The 19,546-nt window shown below is 66.0% G+C and carries 18 protein-coding genes; 2 read left to right on the forward strand and 16 right to left on the reverse strand.

The window, feature by feature from the left end:
* Positions 1–14: 14 nt before the first annotated feature.
* The 6 genes from AC07VH_RS28360 to AC07VH_RS28385 form a co-directional block, all read right to left on the reverse strand.
* A complete protein-coding gene (locus AC07VH_RS28360) occupies positions 15–449 on the reverse strand; it encodes a hypothetical protein (RefSeq protein WP_494789333.1) in 435 nt (144 codons plus the stop codon).
* Complete coding sequence (locus tag AC07VH_RS28365; RefSeq protein WP_494789334.1) at positions 446–1,885, reverse strand: efflux transporter outer membrane subunit; 1,440 nt, start codon at positions 1,883–1,885, stop codon at positions 446–448. Before AC07VH_RS28365 ends, AC07VH_RS28360 begins: the two co-directional genes overlap by 4 nt.
* Entirely contained in the window at positions 1,882–2,952 is a 1,071-nt protein-coding gene (locus AC07VH_RS28370; protein ID WP_494789335.1) for an HlyD family secretion protein, read from the reverse strand. Before AC07VH_RS28370 ends, AC07VH_RS28365 begins: the two co-directional genes overlap by 4 nt.
* A 26-nt stretch (positions 2,953–2,978) precedes the next feature.
* Positions 2,979–4,526, reverse strand: a complete 1,548-nt coding sequence (locus tag AC07VH_RS28375) for an MFS transporter (protein WP_494789336.1) — start codon at positions 4,524–4,526, stop codon at positions 2,979–2,981.
* 116 nt (positions 4,527–4,642) lie between these two features.
* A complete protein-coding gene (locus AC07VH_RS28380; RefSeq protein WP_475417750.1) occupies positions 4,643–5,560 on the reverse strand; it encodes a LysR family transcriptional regulator in 918 nt (305 codons plus the stop codon).
* A 77-nt stretch (positions 5,561–5,637) separates the two neighbouring features.
* The gene (locus AC07VH_RS28385; RefSeq protein ID WP_102294997.1) at positions 5,638–6,336 is read right to left on the reverse strand and encodes a UPF0149 family protein; all 699 of its coding nucleotides are present in this window, start codon (positions 6,334–6,336) and stop codon (positions 5,638–5,640) included.
* Positions 6,337–6,439: 103 nt separating this feature from the next.
* Between AC07VH_RS28385 and AC07VH_RS28390 the strand changes: the two genes are divergently transcribed.
* Together AC07VH_RS28390 and AC07VH_RS28395 are read left to right on the forward strand one after the other, a co-directional pair.
* Entirely contained in the window at positions 6,440–7,453 is a 1,014-nt protein-coding gene (locus AC07VH_RS28390; RefSeq protein ID WP_475416293.1) for a serine/threonine protein kinase, read from the forward strand.
* A 125-nt stretch (positions 7,454–7,578) separates the two neighbouring features.
* Complete coding sequence (locus tag AC07VH_RS28395; protein WP_494789337.1) at positions 7,579–10,017, forward strand: coiled-coil domain-containing protein; 2,439 nt, start codon at positions 7,579–7,581, stop codon at positions 10,015–10,017.
* Positions 10,018–10,195: 178 nt separating this feature from the next.
* On the opposite strand, the gene AC07VH_RS28400 is transcribed toward AC07VH_RS28395, so the two are convergent.
* From AC07VH_RS28400 to AC07VH_RS28445, 10 genes are all read right to left on the reverse strand, one after another.
* Positions 10,196–11,149, reverse strand: coding sequence for a hypothetical protein (locus tag AC07VH_RS28400; protein ID WP_494789338.1), 954 nt, complete (start codon positions 11,147–11,149; stop codon positions 10,196–10,198).
* A 227-nt stretch (positions 11,150–11,376) separates the two neighbouring features.
* Positions 11,377–11,751: a DUF8785 domain-containing protein gene (locus tag AC07VH_RS28405; protein ID WP_494789339.1), complete on the reverse strand. Its 375-nt coding sequence runs from the start codon at positions 11,749–11,751 to the stop codon at positions 11,377–11,379.
* 33 nt (positions 11,752–11,784) lie between these two features.
* Positions 11,785–13,023 (reverse strand): TerD family protein, encoded by a 1,239-nt coding sequence (locus tag AC07VH_RS28410; RefSeq protein WP_494789340.1) that lies wholly within the window; start codon positions 13,021–13,023, stop codon positions 11,785–11,787.
* Complete coding sequence (locus tag AC07VH_RS28415; RefSeq protein ID WP_475416297.1) at positions 13,020–14,006, reverse strand: HpcH/HpaI aldolase/citrate lyase family protein; 987 nt, start codon at positions 14,004–14,006, stop codon at positions 13,020–13,022. The genes AC07VH_RS28410 and AC07VH_RS28415 overlap by 4 nt, the downstream gene beginning before the upstream one ends.
* Entirely contained in the window at positions 13,999–15,105 is a 1,107-nt protein-coding gene (locus AC07VH_RS28420) for a cysteine protease StiP family protein (RefSeq protein ID WP_494789341.1), read from the reverse strand. The genes AC07VH_RS28415 and AC07VH_RS28420 overlap by 8 nt, the downstream gene beginning before the upstream one ends.
* Complete coding sequence (locus tag AC07VH_RS28425; protein WP_475416299.1) at positions 15,102–15,854, reverse strand: HAD family hydrolase; 753 nt, start codon at positions 15,852–15,854, stop codon at positions 15,102–15,104. Before AC07VH_RS28425 ends, AC07VH_RS28420 begins: the two co-directional genes overlap by 4 nt.
* The gene (locus AC07VH_RS28430; protein WP_494789342.1) at positions 15,832–16,989 is read right to left on the reverse strand and encodes a phosphoribosyltransferase domain-containing protein; all 1,158 of its coding nucleotides are present in this window, start codon (positions 16,987–16,989) and stop codon (positions 15,832–15,834) included. Before AC07VH_RS28430 ends, AC07VH_RS28425 begins: the two co-directional genes overlap by 23 nt.
* A complete protein-coding gene (locus AC07VH_RS28435; protein ID WP_494789343.1) occupies positions 16,986–18,023 on the reverse strand; it encodes an ATP-grasp domain-containing protein in 1,038 nt (345 codons plus the stop codon). The genes AC07VH_RS28430 and AC07VH_RS28435 overlap by 4 nt, the downstream gene beginning before the upstream one ends.
* A gap of 96 nt (positions 18,024–18,119) precedes the next feature.
* Positions 18,120–18,836, reverse strand: a complete 717-nt coding sequence (locus AC07VH_RS28440) for a TIGR00266 family protein (RefSeq protein WP_070224704.1) — start codon at positions 18,834–18,836, stop codon at positions 18,120–18,122.
* Positions 18,837–18,967: 131 nt separating this feature from the next.
* Positions 18,968–19,543, reverse strand: a complete 576-nt coding sequence (locus tag AC07VH_RS28445; RefSeq protein ID WP_046682304.1) for a TerD family protein — start codon at positions 19,541–19,543, stop codon at positions 18,968–18,970.
* Between the last annotated feature and the right edge of the window lie 3 nt (positions 19,544–19,546).

Consider the following 19,546-nt stretch of genomic DNA (forward strand, 5'->3'; position numbering starts at 1 on the left):
AGTGATTCACTCGCTCACCACACGTCCGCCGCGCGCGGCCGCGCCATCTGGCCGCTGCCCAGCAGCCACACCATCAGGGCATCGGCCTGTTCGCGCGTGGCCGCCACTTCCTGCACGATGCCGAAGGCTTTCATGGCGCCGGCCGCCAGCGCCTGCAGGCGCGCGCGCTGTTCCGTGTCCGCCTCGACCGACACCAGTCCACGGCAAATGGCGGCCAGCGCCACCTTGTTATGCTTGAGCCACAGGCCGCGCCGCTTGCGGTCGATGTGCGCTTCGTCGCTGCGTTCCGCTTCAAACAGCAGGACGAACGGCTCGCCATGGCGCAGCAGGGCGTCCATGTCGTTTTCCCACAGCGGGGCATAGCCGGTGATGGCCGTTTCAGGGCGGAAGCGCACGATGGGAAAGTCGCTGACGTCGTGGATGGAGAAATGGGCGGGATTCGGTTTCATGGCGTGCTTCCTTGGGAGGTGGTTGAAAATGCTTGCCAGCCGCCGCCCAGCGCCTTGTAGACCTGGACCAGCGACAGCGAGGCGGTGGCGCGGCTGTCGACCAGCGCCGCTTCGTTGTTCAATAAGGTGTTTTGCACGTGCAGCACGTTGAGCAAGTCCGTGCCGCCCTGGCGGTACCGCAGTTCCGCGCTGCCCAGCGCGCGCCGTCCCTGTTTGACGGCTTCATCGAGGCTGGCCTGGCGCCGTTCGTTGGCCTGGTAGCCAGATAAGGCATCTTCCACCTCGTGCCAGGCGGCCAGCACCGTCTGGCGGTAGGCGATGGCCGCTTCCTGCTGCTGTGCCTCACGCAATTGCAGCGTGCCGCGCAGGCGGCCGCCATCGAACAGGGGCACGCTGAAACCGGGGCCGAAGGCAAAGCGTTTGGCGTCCCAGCCGATGTCGGACAACTGCATCGTTTGCAGGCCGATGCTGCCCGACAGCGTGATGCGCGGATAAAAATCGCCTTGCGCCACGCCGATGGCGGCCGTGGCCGCGTGCAGCTGCGCTTCGGCGCGGCGGATGTCGGGACGCCGTTCGGCCAGGCCGCTGGGCACGCCCAGTTGCACCTGCATGGCCACGGCCGGAATGTCCTTGCCCGCCGCCAGTTCCGCCCGCAAGGCTTGCGGCGGCAGCGCCAGCAAGAGAGCGAGGGCATTGCCCAGGCGCGCTTCGCGCTGCTGCAGCGGCGGCAGGCGCGCTTCGATGGCGGCCACGTGGGCCGCCGCCTCGGCTTCGTCGAGCTGCGTCGCCACGCCTTCGCGCAGGCGGATGCGGGTCAGGTCCAGGGTATGGCGGGCGATATCGAGCAGTTGCTGCGTGATGGCCAGGGTCTGCTGCGCGCCGCGCAGCTCGATATAGTCGCGCGCCGTCTCGGCCAGCACGGCCAGCAGCACGCCGCGCTGCGTTTCCAGCGTCACGTCGACGCGCGCGTCGGCCGCTTCCACTTGACGGCGCACGCGGCCCCACAGGTCCAGTTCCCAGGCCGCATCGAGGTTGGCTTGCCACAGGCCGTAGGCGGACTGGCCGTTCAGGCGCGACGGGTCGCTCAAGCCTTGCTCGCTGTTGCGCGCGCGGCCGTAGCTGCCATTCGCGCCCAGGGACGGGCCTTGCGCGGCACCGGCCACGCCCCGTGCGGCGCGGCTTTGTTCCAGCCGGCTGGCGGCCGCCAGCACGTCGAGGTTGGCGCCGGCGGCGCGCCGCACCAGCGACGATAAGGTGGCGTCGCCGAAGCCGTCCCACCAGCGCTGCTCGATGGCGGCGTCCTGCTGGGCGGCGAAACGGGCATCCTGCGCCTGGCGCCATTGCTGCCCCAACGGCGCTTGCGGACGCTGGAAGTCGCTGCCCACGCTGGCGCAGCCGGCCAGGCCCAGGGCCGTGAAAATGATCAGTGCTTTCATCGCGCGCTCACCTGTTGCAGCAGTTGACGGCGTGTGGCCGTATCGATGCGCACTTCGGCCGACATGCCCACGCGCAGGCGGCTGCCGTCATCCTGGCCGGGATCGAGCGCGATCCTGACGGGGATGCGCTGCACCACCTTGGTGAAGTTGCCGGTGGCGTTTTCCGGCGCAATGGCGGAAAACGTCACGCCCGTGGCGGGCGCGATGCTGTGCACCGTGCCGCGCAGGAGCATGCCCGGATAGGCGTCGACGGCGATGCTGGCGCGCTGCCCCTGGCGCACGTGGGTCAGCTGGGTTTCCTGCAGGTTGGCGACGACGAAGCTGCGGTTCAGGGGCACCACGGCCATCAGGCTGGCGCCGGGCGCCACCAGGGCGCCGACGCGCACGGCGCGGCGTCCCACGATGCCGTCGATGGGGGCGCGCAGCTGCGTATGCGACAGGTCAAGTTCGGCCCGCTGCAGGCTGGCGCGGGCGCGCAGCAAGGCCGCTTCGGCCGCGCCTTGCTGCGCCTGCAAAATGTCCGTCTGCTTGCGGGTGGCGACGAGGGCGGCGCGGTTTTGCGCCAGGCGCGCGCGGCTCACGTCGAAGCGCGATTGCGCCTGTTGCGCGTTCTGCACGCTGCCCGCGCCCTGGCCTGCCAGGTGCGTTGAGCGGGCCAGTTCCTGCTGCGCCAGCTTGTCTTCCGCCTGGTTGGCGTCGACCAGGGTCGTGGCTTGCTCGATCACCGATTGCTGGCGCTGCAAGGTGGCGCGGGCGTTGGCCAGCTGCGCCTCGGCGCCGGCTACCTCGGCGCGGGCCGAGGCGGCGGCGGCCTGGTAGTCGCGGTCGTCGATGCGCGCCAGCAGCTGACCCGCCTTGACAGTCTGGTTGTCTTCCACCAGCACTTCCCGCACGATGCCGCCCACCTTGGGCGAGAGCACGGTGTAGTCGGCGCTGACGAAGGCGTCGTCGGTGCCTTGTTCTTCGCTGGGGGAAAACAGCAGTTGCCAGGCGCAAAAGGCGAGGGCGCAGGCCAGCAGGGCCAGTCCGAGAAGAAACGCGCGTGAGCGCAGTATGGTTGTTTGCATGGGGATGCTCTTTCTTGAAATAAAAGTCAGGCTGCGCGCGGCGGATAGACGCGCGTCGGCAGGATGGGAATGATCACAATCATGGCCAGCGCGATGGCGGCGACAATGAGGTACAGGTCGGACGAGGTCAGGGTGACGACTTGCGCATGCATGCGCGCACTCAGGCCAAGACCCAGGCCTGCCGTGTCCAGGTCGCCGGGCAGGTTGCCCAGGCGTTCGCTGAGCACCGTCGAATGAAAGTGGTTGCGGCGCGTGATCAGCGCGTCGAGCACGCCGGTGGCGACGACGGCCGACATGCCCTTGATGGTGTTGAACCAGGCCGAGGCGAAGGGGCCATCCTGCGGCGCCAGGCCCGTGGTGGCCAGCAGCAGCAAGGGAATCACGGCCATCGGTTGCGCGAAGATCTGCACCGCCTGCAGCAGGTAGAAATGCGTGCGTATCCAGTCCGGCGACATGCGCGCGCCCAGCACGCAGGACAGGGCCAGCAAGGCCAGGCCGATGGCCAGCACCCAGCGGCAGTCGACGGCGCGGATATTGCACAGGGCGGCCACCAGCGGCAGGGCGATCAACTGCGGCAGCGCCACCATCAGCATCACGGGCGCCGTCTGCAGCGGGCGGTAGGCGTGCACCTGCGCCAGGTAGGACGAGGGGATCAGGATCACGGCCAGCAGCACGAACAGCACGCCGCCCAGGGTCAGCAGGGCATGGCTGAGGTTACGCCGCGACAGCAGCTGCAGCTTGAAGAACGGCAGCGGATGCGACCATTCATTGACAAAGAACAGCACCAGCAGCACGGCGCCGCCGCCCAGCAGCACACAGATCAGCGGCGAGGCGAACCAGGCCAGGCGCTCGCCCTGCAGCAAGCCCACCACCAGCATGCTGATGGCGGGCAGGCCCAGCAGCAGGCCGCGCCAGTCGAATTGACGGAAACGCTCGAGGCGCAGCGGGTCTTGCGGCAAGCCCCAGGACACCATCAGCAGCGCGACGATGCTGCCCGGGATGACTTGCCAGAACGCCCATTGCCAGCCCAGGTATTCGGTCCAGAAGGCGGCCAGCGGCGTGCCCAGGCTGGGACCGAAGGTGGCGCTCAGCGCATAGCCGCCCAGGCCATACAGCTTGATGTTCGGCGGCAGGAAGCGCAGCGCCACCGTCATCAGCATGGGCGGCAGGGCGCCGCCGGCCGCGCCCTGCACCACGCGCAGGACCATCAGCACGGACAGGTTCGGCGCGAACGGGCATAGCAGGCCGGCCGCCATGCAGACGATGATGGCGGCAGCCGTCAGCCGGCGCAGCGAGAACGTGACGGAACACCACGGCGCGAAGGCCATGGCCGACACCGAGGCGGCCGCATACAGGGCGACGAGCCAGCTGGCGTCGTCGCGCGCGATGCCCATGGCGCCGCGGATGTCGGCCAGCGCGATCTTGGTGATATTTTCATTCAGGCCGGATACCAGTACGGCCAGCAGCACGCCGGCCAGGCCGGTGGCCAGGCGCGGACCAAAGACGGGGGGAGCCGGCGGTGAAGGGGGCGGCGCCGTCGTCGGGACGGCGCCGGGGAGCAATACAGCGGACACAGGGAACTCCGTGGATGAGAATCAGTCCACGCAGTATAGGTAGCCGTCAATCTTGTGAAAATTGATAATTGATGAAGTCTCGATTGCGTCTGGCGCAATGATGTTGGGTTCAGCGCCTATGCGCCCGGTGCGCTGCCGCACAGCGACTTGATCGTCGCGCGCAGCCAGCGGTGCGCGTGGTCGTGGTCGAGGCGCGGATGCCAGGCCTGGAATACGTCGACGTTGTCGACGGGAATGGGCAGCTGGAAGGTGCGCAGCTTCAAGCCCAGCCGTTCGACGATGGGCAGCAGGGGCGTGGGCATCAGCGGCAGCAGCAGGCGCGAATCGGCCACGGCGAAGATGGCGGACTGGAAGTTGGGGCTGATCAGCGAAACGCGGCGCGTGTAGCCCCGCTCGGCCAGGGCCGTGTCGAAGGGGCCGCGCGCCAGGCCGCGCCGCGAGACGCTGATATGTTCGTACTCGGTAAAGCTGTCCAGGTTGACGGGGCCGTCGAAGATCGGGTGGTCGCTGCGGGCGATGCCGACAAAGCCGCTGCTAAACAGCTGCTGCAGCTTGATGTCGGGCGCAAAGGCGCGCCGCGCGCTGATGTACAGGTCGATGCGGCCCGCGTGCAGGGCATCGTTTTCCGTGGCGCCATCGCCTTCGGGCACGAAGCGCAGCACCGTGTTCGGCGCATGGCTGGCCAGCAGGTCGCGCAGCTTGCCGCCGTAGGAGCCGACAAACACGTCGTTGGCGCACAGGCTGAAGGTGCGTTCCAGGGTGCGCAGGTCGATTTCACGGCCGGACGTGAAGACGGCGTGCGCCTGTTCCACCACGCTGCGCACCTGCTCGCGCAATTCCAGCGCGCGCGGCGTGGGCGCCAGGCCGCGCCCGGAGCGCACGAAGACGGGGTCGCCGATGGCGTCGCGGATGCGCGCCAGGGTGCGGCTCATGGCCGGCGCGCTCAAATTCATGCGCCGCGCGGCGGCCACGGCGCTGCCTTCCTCGAGCAGGATGTCGAGGGCGACGAGCAGGTTCAGGTCAGGGAGTTTCATGCGGCGATTATAGCCCGGGGGCCAGCGCCGGCGCTGCGCCGGCAGGACGCCGGCGCAGTGGGGATGCTATTGCGGTATTACTCGGCTGCCGGCTCGGCGCCGCAGCATTTCTTGTACTTCTTGCCGCTGCCGCAAGGGCAGTCGTCGTTGCGGCCCACTTTCGGCTCTTCGCGCTTCAGGGTCTGCACGGGAGCCTTGCGGCGCGGCACCCAGAAACGGTGGATGGCCGGCAGGTTCGCTTCCAGTTCCTGCGCGAGCTTGTGCGCCTTGACCGGGTCTTCCACCAGTTTCAGTTCTTCTTCCTTGATTTCGTCGGCGCCCAGCAGGTAGATCGGCTGCATCAGCTCGGCCACTTCGGAATCCCAGATTTCGTTCCACGAGCCGGGACGCAGTTCCATGCCGTCCCAGAAGCCCCAGCACCAGGCTTCGGCGTCGATCAGGGTCTGGCCTTCGTAGTCGTGTTCGACGAACAGGGCTTCGAATTCCTTGGGTGCCACTTCAAACGTCACCAGCACTTCGTTCATGAAGCGCATGATCAGGTTGACGATGCGCTCTTCTTCCTTGCTGTTCTTGAATTTCGGCGCATCTTCGGCATCTTCGCCCCACACGCGCGGCAACCACTCGGCCGGCATGATCGGTTCCGGACCGATGGCGACGGCCGTCAGATAGCCGTGCAGCATATCCATGGTCATGGCGTCTTCGGAGCACCGGTCCGACAACAGGAATTGGTCTAATTCGTCGAATTCTTTTTCTGATAATGGCTGTTCGAGTTGCATGGCTTGCTCTTTGATTAAATGTAAGGCGCCAGTATACGCCTTGCGGCGCTTCATCACCGAAGTGTTTGCACCGGCGGCCCGCGCGCGCCTTACAATGTCGCTTATGCACAATGAAAACCAGCCGCACGAGGACGACCGGCCCGTCCATCCCTTTTCCGCTCTGAGCCCCGATTGCGTGCTCGACGCGCTCGACAGCGTGGGGCTGCGCGGCGATGGCCGTCTGCTGGCGCTCAACAGCTATGAAAACCGCGTCTACCAGGTGGGCATCGAAGACAGCGCGCCCCTCGTGGCCAAGTTTTACCGTCCCGCGCGCTGGAGCGATACGGCCATTCTGGAAGAACACGCGTTCGTGTCCGAGCTGGTCGAGCGTGAAATCCAGGTGGTGCCGGCGCTGGCGATCAACGGCAGCACCCTGCACCAGTACCAGGGCTTCCGCTTCGCCGTCTTTCCCCGCCACGGCGGCCGCGCGCCCGAGCTGGACGATCCGGCGACCCTGGAATGGATAGGGCGCTTCATCGGCCGCATCCACGCCGTCGGCGCGCTGTCCACGTACAAGGAACGCCCGGCGCTCGATCACCAGACGTTTGGCGTCGAACCGCGCGAGTTCTTGTTGGAGGGTAACTTCCTGCCGCCCGAACTGCTGGCCGCCTATTCCAGCGTGGCGCAGCAGGCGCTCGACGGCGTCAAGCGCTGCTACGACCGCGCGGGCGACGTGGCCGTGCTGCGCACGCATGGCGACTGCCATGGCGGCAACGTGCTGTGGACGGACGCCGGCCCCCATTTCGTCGATTTCGACGACAGCCGCATGGGTCCGGCCATCCAGGACCTGTGGATGATGCTGTCGGGCGAGCGCGGCGACCAGGTGCGCCAGATGAGCGACATCCTGGCCGGCTATGAAGACTTTTGCGATTTCGACCCGCGCCAGCTGTACCTGGTCGAAGCGCTGCGCACCCTGCGCCTGATCCATTATTCCGCCTGGCTGGCGCGCCGCTGGGACGACCCCGCCTTCCCCGTCGCCTTCCCGTGGTTTAACACGCAGCGCTACTGGCAGGACCGCATCCTGGAACTCAGGGAGCAGGTGGCCTTGATGGACGAAGCGCCGCTCTGGCCCATTTGACCTAAACGTGGGAAAAGGGCGGTAAACGTCCTTCTTCTTGCCGCGCTGATTTGTGCATGCCTGTTCGATAATGGTGGTAATAAATTCCCATAAGCAACGGAATTCACCCGAATAAGCGAGAAATCATGCAAGCACAGCAAAATCAGCGCCAGGCCGCCTCCCTCACCGTCGCGTATTCCGCCGACGACGAGTTCGACCAGGACAGCATCGTTTCGCTGCATGATTTCAAGGACCTGGAGCGCAAGGCCGAGGCGCCGGCTGTCGCCATCGCGCCCGACCCGCAAGCCGAATTGCAGACCGAGCCGGCAGCCGAAGCCGATGCCAAGGCGCCCGCCGCCGAACGCCAGAAAATGGAATTGAAAGCCATCCACGAGGCGATTGCCCGCGTGGAGGCGGAAGCGAAGGCCACCTGCGCCGCCGAAAGCCGGGCGCTGGCCGAGGCGCGCGTGCGCTCGCTGGCCGAGGACCGCGCCGCCATCGATGCCGCCGCCGCCGCCGCCGCGCAGCAAAATGCGCAGGCAGCCGAGGAAGCGATCGCCGCCAACCGCGAACGCCTGGACACCATGCGCGCTGCCGCGCAAGCCAGCGTGGCCCGCCTGGAAGCCGTCAAGCAGGAGACGGCCGAACTGCGCGCCCGCGTGGAGTCCGACAATGAAATCCGCCTGGCCGCGGAACAGCGCGCCCGCGCCGAGCAGGAAAGCCGCTTGCGCGCCAGCGAACAGGTGGCGGTGCAGTCGGAACTGGCCGAGCAGGCAGCCCGCGCCGCCGAGGAATTACAGGTGCAGACGGAGCAGGCGCGCCTGCAGGCCGTCGAGCGCGTGGCCGCCGTGCAGGCGGCCAAGGAGGAGATGGTAGGCATCGCCTCGGCCGACGCCAGAGTCGCCGTGCTGGCCCGCGAACGCGAGCGCCATGCGCACGGTGCGCGCCAGACGGCGCAGATGCTGGCCGAAGCGGAAAGCGAGGCGCTGGACTTGACGGTGCAACGCGAGCGCGCCGACCAGATCGCGCTGGAATCGGCCTTCAACCGCGCCGCCGCCGAAGTGCGCGCCCTGGAAGAAGCGCGCGCGCTGGCGCACCTGGAGCAGGAACGCGAAGCCATCGCTCTGGCGCAGGCGGAATCGGAACGCCATGCGGCGCAGTCGCTGCGTCTGCGCCTGCAGACGGAAAAGGAGTTGCGCGACGCGGCCATCCACCGCGAGCGCCTGGAAATGGTCGCCGTGGCCAGCGCGCAGGCGCGCCGCGACGCCGACGTGCGCATCCTGGCCGCTACCGAGGCGCGCATCGAGGTGGACCGCCAGCTGCGCGCCGTGGCGCTGGCCCGCGTGGCCGCCGAACAGGATGCGGAAATCGCCGGTCACGCCAAGCTGGAAGCGGAAACGGCGGCCCTCGAAGAAACCAGGGCCCGCGAAGCGGCCGAGCAGGCCGCCGCCGTGGCGGCCGCCCGCGAGCTGGAAGAGCAGCAGCGCGCCGCCGGCCTGGCGCAGGAACGCGCCGAACTGGCGCGCCAGGCGGCCGAACTGGCCGCCCGCCAGAATGAAGCCGAGCAGGCCGAAGTCGATGCCGGCAAGGCGACCTTGGCCGCGCAGGAACAGGCAGCGCAACTGGCACAGGAAAAAGCCCGCCAGGCAGAGCAGCTGCTGCAGGCGGAGCAGGAACGCCTGGCCGCCGAGCAGGCCGCCGTCGCCGCCCTGAAGGAAAAACTGGCAGCGGAAGCGCTGGCGTGCAACGCGGCGCAGGAACGCACGGCCGCCGAATGCGCGCAAGCGGAACTGCTGCGCGGCCAGCAGGCGGCCGAACAGGCCTTGCGGGAAGCGGCGCAAAAGGAAGCGGACGCCATCCGCATCCTGATGGACCAGGCGCTGGTCGAAGGCGAAAAAAAGGCCGCCGCCGCGCAAGCCGTGCAGGCGCAGGCGCGCCTGGCCGTGGAACTGGGACAAGTGCATAGCGAGCGCGCCCGCGTGGAAGAAGAGAAAGCCCTGGCAGCCGAAGCGCTGCTGGCGTCCGAGCGCGATTTCGTCGCCGCCGAGCGCGAGTCGCTGGCCCTGATCGCGCAAAAACTGGTGCAGCAGCGCCAGACCAGCAGCGCCGAAGAACGCGCCTCGCAAGCGATCGCCGGCCGCCTGGAAGCGGAAAAGCAGGCGACGGCGGCAGCCGAAGCGCGCGCCGCCATGGAACAGCAGGCGCTCGACGCCATGCGCCAGCGCGAGCAGCTGGAACTGGCCGCGCAGCAGGCGGCCGGCGAAAAGCTCGACGCACAGCAAGCCTTGCTGGCCAGCGCGCAAGCCCATGCCGCGCTGCAGCGCAAGGCGGCCGAGACGACGCGTGCGATGGCGGCCGCCAAACACCAGTTGCTGGAACGCGATACGGCCCGCGCGCAGCAGCAGGAGCGCGAACTGGCCGCCTTGCGCGCCAGCCTGGAGCAGCCGCAAAGCGCGTTTTCCAGCTCTCTGACCGCCGCCCGCGCGAAAGCCGAACAGGTGAGCTCGGCCAGTCTGACGCGCGAAGTGATCGAGCGGCTGACGCAGCCTAACGAGTCGGCCGGTGCAGTCTGGCGTTCGCGCTAGGCAGGATATCGAACCAAACCTACTGCGCGGCGCGCTTTGCGGCTGGCGATGCTCACCGGCTCGGCGCCCCCGTACTAAAGTACGGGGGCGCTTCTCAGCCACAAATCACTGCCGCTCGCTACGGTTTTGTTCGGTATCGTTACTTTAGCGGAAGAGCAAGATTTTTTACGTTTTTCCATCAGAACTTCCGTCCTACCCCCACCAAAATGACATCCGCATCGCGGTGATAATCGGTGATGACCCGGTTCCACGCCACGTGCGCCACCCAGCGGCGGTCGACGTGGTAGCGGCCCACGGCCGACAGCAAGCCCGTCAGGCGCGTGCTGTGGCCCTGGGTGTCGCGTGCATCCCACGCCACGTACGGCCCGCCGCCCATGCCGAATTCCACCTTTTCATTGAGCGAACGGATCAGCCATAGCTGGGCGGCCATGCCGCGCCGATGCGCCAGCGCCGTGCTGCCTTCGTCGAGGGCGGTGACCGTCCAGTCCACGTATTGTCCCGCCGCGCGCCGGTATTCGAGGGCGAACGGGCGCGAGGACTCGGAGCGCATGCTGTTGACGATGGTGTGGCCGGTCGATAAGGTCAAGGTGTCGTCGTGGGCCCAGTTCTGCAGGTGCAGCTTGGCGCCCGGCACGCCGTCATAGCGGTAGCCCGCGCCGATCAGCAGGTGCGTGGTGTTGTCCTTGCCGCTGGGCCGGATGCGGTTGAGCTGCGCTTGCGCATACCAGCGGTTGTCGAACTGCCAGCGCGCCTGCAGGCTGACGATGGAGCCCCAGCCATGGTCATTGTCGAAATTGTGCGGTGCTTCATCGGTCTTGGCCGTATCGAAGAAAAAATAGCGGCCCACGCCGGCGCCCAGCATCAGGCCCTGCTCCACTTTTTTCGTGCGCAGCCAGACCTGGCCCGCCATGCCGTCGCGGTGATGGTCTTCCGGGTGGCCTTCATTGATGTACGACAGGCTGACGGCATTGTAGTTGCCCACCGGCTGCGTGTAGCTGATGGCCGCCACAAAGGTACGCTCGTTGGTCGAGTTCACTTTCAGGGCGCCGGCCATGCCGGAGATATCCTGTGCCTGGGCGGACAGGGGCAGCGAGGCGGCCAGCAAGGCCAGGGCGGCGGGGCGTATGCGCATGGTATTTCCGGTCGTGGTGATACACGCTAACGGTGGGCTGGCTGGACGTGCTGCGTTAGCGCAAGCATCGTGCGTTTTTACTACACGAATGAACAGTTCCAGTCAGAACTAATTGCGCTAGTGTATAAGAAAGCGGGAATGCGCGAGGCGCGCCATGCGGCTGGAGAGCGGGGAAGGGCGCCGGCACGAGTATGGCTGGCCGGCGCGATGCTGCTGGAATGACGGTATTACTGACTCAGGACGACTTTATCGGCAAAATATTCCGTCTCGCCGAAGCATTGCGTGGGCACGCCCTTGTGCTGGCTGTAGGTGACGAGGATGCGCTTGCCGGCGGCGGCCGTCAGCTGTTTCGCCACCTCCTCGTCGCGCACGCTGAACTGGAATTTTTCCGGGATGGTGCCCGGCAGCGCCGTCAGCAACAATTCCCCTTCCCACGTCTTGCAGATCCAGCCCCGTTTGGAGAACTTTTGCAGGTAGCCCGCCCGTTCGCCTTCCGAGTACGAGAAGCTCAGGGCCATCCACGTGTAGGTGGCCAGCAGCAGGAAGCCGGCCACGAGGAAGATGGCGAAGGCGAAGGTGACTTTTTTGGTCGTAGGGGTCATGTTAAGGGGTGAATTGTTTAGTTGGAGAAAGAGTTAGTCTTTCCGGCCGGCTTTCCAGTTCAGGCCAAAGTTATATCTTTCATCCATGGCCTGGTGCGCCGTGATTTTACCTTGGCCGCCGAAGTATTCCACCAATTTTGTCACCTGCAGGTTGCCGCCGTGGTTTTCCAGCATGGCGATGGCGCACATGGCGTGCTGGCTGTCGCTGTCGAGGCGCACTTCCACCGTCGGCTGGCCGGGAATCTCGATCGTCACGACGCCGTCCGTGGCGGCCCAGTTCGGCACGCCTTCGTAGATGAAGGCATACACGAGCACGCGCTTGATCTGGTCGAAATGGGTGCCGTTGATGAAGATGTTTTCGCCGCTGCTGATGCTGCCCGTGCGGTCGTCGCCTTCCAGGTGGATATACGGCGGGCGGTCATACGCGCCCCAGCTGTTGCCCAGCGCCTGTACGGCGCTCTTGGCGCCATTGCTCATCTCGAACAGGCAGCCGATATCGAGGTCGATGCCGCCCGCGCGGCCGGCCGGCTTGTTGAACAGCTTGCCCAGGAAGCCCGTGTCCAGCTTCGATGCGGGCGCCTGGCCTTGCGACGCGTTCTGGTTCCAGTTCAGGTTGACCCGGATGCGGCCGTAACCGCCGCTGTCGCGCTTGTCGAGCGAGATCTTGTCGCCGCGCTTTTCCAGGCGGATCTTCGACAGCGAGATTTTATTCGCCGGCGGCGGGGCCGCTGGCGCAGGCGCGGGAGCCGGCGCCGGAGAGGATTGCGCTGCTTCGCTGCCGCCGAAGTGCTTCAGCAGCGCCGCCAGGCCGCCCGCGAAACCCTGGCCCACGGCGCCGAAGCGCCAGCTGCCGTCGCGGCGATACAGTTCGCCGATGATGACGGCTTTCTCGTCCTGGAAGTCATTGCCCGTGAAGGCAAAGGTGGCGGCCTGGCCCAGCGCCAGGCTGGAGTTGCCCAGCGCGCGCATGCTGCCCTGTTCCGTCGCCGCCGTGAATACCAGCTTGTCGATGGCGGCGGGCAGGCGGGAAAGGTCGACCTGGAACACGGAGCGCGGGCCGTTCAGCTCCACCGTGACGGCGTTGTCCGGCGCGCTTTTCTGGTTGTAGAACACCATGTAGCGGTCGTCCGACAGCTTGCCGGCCGCATCGACGCCGAAGCAGCTGACGTCCACTTCCATCGAGCCCGAAACGATATCGAGCGTGACGGCAAACGGGCCATTCAAGCCCAGGTCAGCCAGTTTGCCTTTTTGTCCGCGTGTGAAATTGGTCATGGTCGTGCAATCCCTTCGTCGCTTGAGAGTTGAGTCAATGAGATAGTCGGCAGGTGCGCGGCGGCGTTGTCGGCCGCATGGCGGATGCCGAAGAGGCGCGCCTGCTCGATGATGCGCAGGGCCCAGCTGCTGTGCGTGGCCACTTCGCACATCGATTCCTGCATGCGGAACACGGCCGGGCTGTCCGGGTCGATGATGCGCAGCGCCAGTTCGATGTCCGACTGCGCCACCTGGTAGTGGCGCTCGATCTGCGGCACCTGGTCCGGGTGGATGGCCGTCTTGGCGATCATGCCGTGCGCCATGTCCTGCGCCACTTCGGCGTCGAGCCAGCTGCCCTGCGACAGGTGTTCGAAGACGGGCGCCGTCAGCTGGAAGCCGTGCGGCTTGAAGATCGTCACCAGGCGGCCGATGACCTGGCCCAGCGGCGTTGAATAAATCGTGCCGCTGGTGGGGCGGCGCAAGCCCAGCAGGGCCAATAAATCGTTGCCGCCGATGCGCAGGGCCAGGATGCGGCGCCGCACTTCCGGTGCCGACAGCAGGATGCGGAACTGCTTCATTTCCTCGTCGTCGAACACTTCCGCCGTTTCCAGGGTCGGCATCAAGAGGTGATGCGTGTGGCGCACCAGCTCGAAATACGCGGCGAAATTGTGGCGCGTGGATTTCGGCAGCACGAAGCCGCTCAATTTGTCGGCGCCCGGCATGGCCAGCACGCGCGCCAGCACCTCGAGGTTACGCACGCGCACGAAGCGCAGGGTGTCCGATTCCTCGCACATGTTTTGCAGCGCCAGCGACAGATTGAACATCGCATAACTGAGGTCGCGTTCCGCGATGGCGTCTTCGGTGCAAAGGATGACCGAACGCAAATGGCTGAATTTGTCGCCGTTGGCGATCGCCAGCAAGTCCTTGTGCGTGGTCGGCACGTACATGGAGGCGCCCAGCGCCGCCTTGTGTTCGCTTTGCGGGTGTAGGGAGTTGTTATCCATCGACTGCGCTCCTGATAAGGGCGACCGCCTGGTAAGGCAGCGCCGGTTCTACTGTGACGGGTATGGCTTTTTCCTGCGCCAGAAGCAGCAAATGTGCCACGTCCGGCGCATTCGTGTCGCGCACGATCAGGCGCTCGGGCACGCGGCGCAGCAGCACGCGCGTCGCTTCGCCGATGCCCGGCTTGATCAGGTTGATGTCGCTGATGCCGTATTCCTGCTGCGCGGCGGCCATGTAGGCTTGCGAGCGGGCCGCCATGGCTGGCGCATCGCTCGCCTCGGCCAGCGGGATGCCGCTGCTGGCGGCGATCGCCATGGCGTCGGCCACCAGGCCGTCGGCGAAAGCGCGCGACTGGTCGTGCTGCTCGAACTGCGCGTAATACACGCAGCCGTGGAAGTCGCCGGGGCCGATGGCTTCATTGAGCACGGAGCGGCTGACCAGGCCCGAGACGGTGGCATTCAAGATGCTCGACGGGATCAGGTAGTCGCTGGCCGAGGCGGCGCAGGCGGCCGTGCCGGCCAGGTCGGACAGCACGAACAGGCCGCCGTCGATCGCCGTGCCATAGGCCGCGTTGAAATCGTGGACCGTCTGGCGCAGCTCGCGCGAAATCACGCCCTTGCCCGTCCAGCCGTCGACGAAGACGATGGACTCGGCCGCATGGCCCTGCGCCAGGATGTGTTGCAAGGCATGCGCGTCGATGCCGCGGTCGCGGATGATGGAGACGGAATAATGGCTGCATGCGCGCTGGAATACCTGGCGCAGCAAGTGCCCGAGGATGACGCCCACCGGCGTGCCGGCGCGCGCCAGCGACACCAGGGTGATGGGACCCGTGCGGCGCGCCGCGATCAGGGCGGCCAGGCGCAGGCAGTCGCGCGCCATCTGCAGGCGGTTGGCCGCGAACGCGTTCTGGAACAGGGCCAGGTAGGCGGGCGAGGGCAGGGACTCCGGCGACAGCATTTCGCTGTAGTGGCGCTGGCCCGACTGGATCAAGCGCTCCTTTTCTGCCAAATCGAGAATCGGTTCGAGCGCCATCGGCGTGAGCAGAAACTCCACGTCTTCCTGGCGGTAGCTGCCGCTGAAATGCGGTGTTGTTTCACTCATAGCGCCGCCACCGTGAGGGCCGCCAGCTGGGTGCCGTTGGGGATGATGGCGTAGTCGCAGGCGGCCATGAAGCGGGCGTCCGAGCGGCTGTCGCCCATGCCGAAGCTGACGATGGGGCCGTGTTCGGCTTCCAGTTCCGCGCGCAGGTAGGCCACGGCGCGCGCCTTGTTCAAGGTTTTCGGCAGCACGGCCAGGTTGTTGCCGTTGCGGTGGATGAAGTAGTCGGCGCCTTCGGCGGCGATCCACTGCCGCAGCACCTGCTCCTCGATGTCGGCCAGGCGTTCGCCGCGCGCTTCATGGTCCTTGACGACGATGTAGAACGGCGTGTTGTAATCCTCGATCAGGCGCGCGCGCGAAGGCATGCCCGTCCTGGCCTGGAAATCGTCGATGATGCGCATGGCGTCCCGCAGGCCGGGCAAGGCCGTCTGCATGTCGTTCTGCATCAGGGCCAGCCAGCCCGCGTCGAGCGCGCCGCCCGGCTGCAGCACGATGCCGCCGTAATCGAGCACGCTGTAGCTGGTAAACGGCAGGTCGACGCGGCGGAATGCGTCGCCATTTCTCGCCGTGGCGGGGATCAGGGTCATGCCGCTTTGCGCGAATTCAAAGAAGGCGCGCTGGCGCGCCGTCGTAAACGAGCAGGCCTCGCCATTTTTCAGATAGGCGGCCGCTTGCAAATCGGTCTCGCCCGGGCATTTTTTCGGGGTCTGGAACAGTGTGTCGTCCAGATCAACAAACAGGAATTTCTTCAATTTTGGTCTCTGACTGAAAGTGGAACAGGCGGCCGTTCAATTGGCCGGCGAGTTGCATGAGGGCCGGGCTGGCCGGGGTTTCATGGCAGATGAATACGTGCTGGTACTGGCCAGGCGCCACGTTGTACAGGTAATTGGCGATGCCTTCGCCGTAATTGTCGTCGCAGTTGACGATATGGCCGACGGAGCCCCACGACAAAATGGGTGAGCGCGTGGTCGACTGCACCACGACGTTCTTGCCCAGCGCTTCGAGCTCGCGCGCCAGCAAAAACGACGGGTGCATGAATTCGCCCGTGCCCAGCACCAGCACGGAATCGCCGGCGCCGATTTCCTGCGCCAGCTGCACCGCCAGGCCTTGCGGCGGCGCCAGGGCGCGGCCCACGCCGATGCGCCCGAATGCGGGGCTGGCGCCCCGTTCCTCGTTGGCCTCGAAGCGCTGCGCGCTGGCCGCCACCGGAGCGGGCGCGGCGCCGGCCTGGAAGGCGTAGTGGCCGGACAGCGCCGCGCCGATGGTCGTGGGCAGGCCGAAACGCTCACTCAAGCCCGCGTTGGCGGCCTGGCCCATGAAATTGGTGATCACGCCCAGGTGCAGCTTTTCCAGCTGCGGATAGCGCGCGCGGCACACTTGCACCAGGTTGGCGAAGGTGTTGCCGGTCGAGGCTTCATCGTCGATCAGCACCAGGCTGCGCGCCGTGGAAAACAGGGTGCTGGCCGTGTCCGACAAGTGTAAGAACTGGCGCGGCGCATGGCTGTGCGATTCCTCGAATTCGAAGAAGGGCACCGTGCCCACGCGGTAGCGCGAGCTGTGCAAAAACAAAGCCTTGCCGTTCGGGTTGGCGCGCAGCCACGCCTCGAACACGCCCTGGCCCAGGCCGACGGCCGTTTCCGCCATGGCGATGAAGACGACGGGGCCGGGCAGGCTGGGGGGGATTTGCGCGGCCAGGTCGTCGTGGATGGCTTGCATGGCGCGCGGCGTGACGGGCCAGTGCTTGCCCAGCACCTTGGACAGGAACAAAAAGCCCCGTTTGGCGTTGGCGCGCGCGGCAAAACCGATCAGCCAGTCGAGCGGAAAGCGCGCCTCGTCCACCTTCAGGGTCAGCTCGCCCGTGGGCATCTGCTGCTTGACGACGTTCATGGCAGCTCCACGGCGCAGGCGGCTTCGCCCACGCGCATGCCTTCGCGGATGGCCGGCACGCTGAGCTTGTCAAAGCCCTGGTCGAAACCGGCCAGCGCCAGGTAGGGCAGGTTGGGACCCGCCGCGCACGCCATGCCGATGCCGCCCGACATGCGCGGATTGATCTCCAGCAGCGCCAGGCCATTCGCGCCTTCGCGGAACTGGATGTTGAAGACGCCGTTCAGGCGGTAGTCGCGCGCCAGTTTGTCGCAGGCCGCCAGCAGGTCGGCGCGCAGCTCGATCAGCTGGCCGCTGCCGCCCCCATGCAGCTTCTTGCGCGGCACGGCGCAAATGAGCTTGCCCTGGTCGGCGACGCAGTCGGCGCTGTATTCGTGGCCGTCGAGGTATTCCATCAGCAGCAGGGTCTTGAACGATGCCATCTGCGCCAGGCCGTTGCGCAGCTCTTGCGCATTGATCTGGTAGGCGGCGCCGGCCAGCAGCAGCTGGGCGCTGGTGCGCTCTTCATCGAGTATGGCAAAGCCCAGGGCATACACGGATTCGGATGGCTTGATGCACAGCTTGCGATGCAGCGGGCGCAGTTCGGCGTAGGCGGCATCGTATTCTGCGATGTTTGTGACGGCGCGGTAGTCGGCCGGGCGCGCCATGGGCAGGTCGAGGCCCTCGCAGAAGCGCGCCTTGTCATGCATCAGGGTCAGGGTGTCTTCGCTGGCCACGCTGAGCACGCGCGTGCCGATGGCGGCGAAGCGCGCGCTGGCGCTGCCGATCAGGCCCGCTTCCTTGCCGGGCCAGAAAATGGTGATGCCCCGCTCGCGGCAAAATTCCAGGCACCATTCGACATAGTTGTGGCCCGTCAGTCCCGACGGTTCGACCGCGTATTCGTGGGCCGACAAAAAGGCGGCCGCATGCGCATTCGTATTGCTGCACACGATGTGATAGCGGGGCGCACCGCCAGTGGCGGCGCTGTCGGCTTCGCGGATCAGGCGCATGGCCGTGCCGACCGAGGAAAATGTTTTGTTGAACCAGACTCTTTGCATGTACGGGGACCGGGTGGAAATAGGGGGAAGCCGCGCGCAGGTGCGCGCGCGGGCAGTGTAGCCAGAAAAACTTAACCTGGCCTTATAGAGAGGGAATCAGCCGGCCTTGCCGCTGGCCGTCCACTTGAGGAAGGCGTCGCGGTTGCGCGAGCAGATGAAGACCTTGCCCGAGCCGGAAAAGCGCAGCACGATGCCTTCGCCGCTGGTCACGCTGTTGACGATATTGCCGAGGAAGCCACCGATGCCGCCGCCGCCCGATCCGCCGCCCGTGGTCACGGAAATCTCGTATTTCAGGCTGTTGTCCCAGCACACCACGTGGGAATTGTCGATCACGACGTCCTTGCCCGGCTCCACGTCGAGCTGGAACATGGAGCCGAAGCCCGATACCACCACCTGCCCCGTGCCGGCCGTCTCCATGACGAAGAAGCCGCCCGACTGGGCGAACAGCGCGTTGCCGATGCTTTGCGTGCGCACCTTCATTTCCGTGCCCGAGGTGGCGGCGACAAAGGCGCCGTCGTTGAGCAGGTACTGGCGCGCGCCCACGTCGACCACTTCAATGGCGCCCGGCAGGGTAGGCGAGAGCAGGCAATCGCCGCTGCCGCGCACCGCTTCGATGTGCTGCTGGAAGAACGATTCGCCATTCGCGAAGCGGCGCATGATGGCGCTGCCCAGGCCACCCGTCATCTTGCCCTTCAAATCGAGCGCCGTTTCCATCATCACCATCGCATCCGATTCGCAATAGATGGTTTCGCCCTGCTTCATGCTGACGTGGAGGAAGGGATCGACGTCGCCCGTGACACTAAATACTGGCATGATAAATCTCCAAAAAAAAGCCGCCTGATCTGTGCAGGCGGCAGTAATGATATGACAAAAGTGCAATTCACCTCGGAAAACCGTCGCGCGCACGCTCGATGCGCGGCGCTGCAGGTTTAACGAGCGTGAATTTAGGCGTTCACGCCGAACGAGCGGGCCAGAGGGCCCAGGCCGCCGTTGAAGCCCTGGCCGATGGCCTTGAACTTCCATTCGCCGTTGTAGCGGTAGATTTCGCCAAAGATCATCGCCGTTTCCGTCGAGCTGTCTTCGGACAGGTCGTAGCGGGCGATTTCTTTTTCGCCTTCCGCGTTCAGGCAGCGGATGAAGGCTTTCGAGACCATGCCGAAGTTCTGGCGGCGCGCGTCGGCGTCGTGGATGGTGACGGTGATGCTGATGCGGTCGATGTCGGCTGGCACGCGGGTCAGGTCGATTTCGATGCGCTCATCGTCGCCTTCGCCTTCGCCGGTCGTGTTGTCGCCCGTGTGCACGACGGAGCCGTCGGTCGATTTCAGGTTGTTGTAGAAGATGAAGTCAGAGTCGCCACGGACTTTGCCGTCGCTTTTCAGGAGGAAAGCGCTACCGTCAAGGTCGAAGGTGGCGCCGTCCGTCGAACGAGGATCCCAGCCGAGGCCGACGATGATCTTCTTCAGGTTCGGTGCTTCCTTGCTCAGGTTGACGTTGCCGCCTTTTTGCAAACTGATTGCCATGTG

The organism is Janthinobacterium sp. GW821-FHT03C10, from assembly GCF_059420865.1.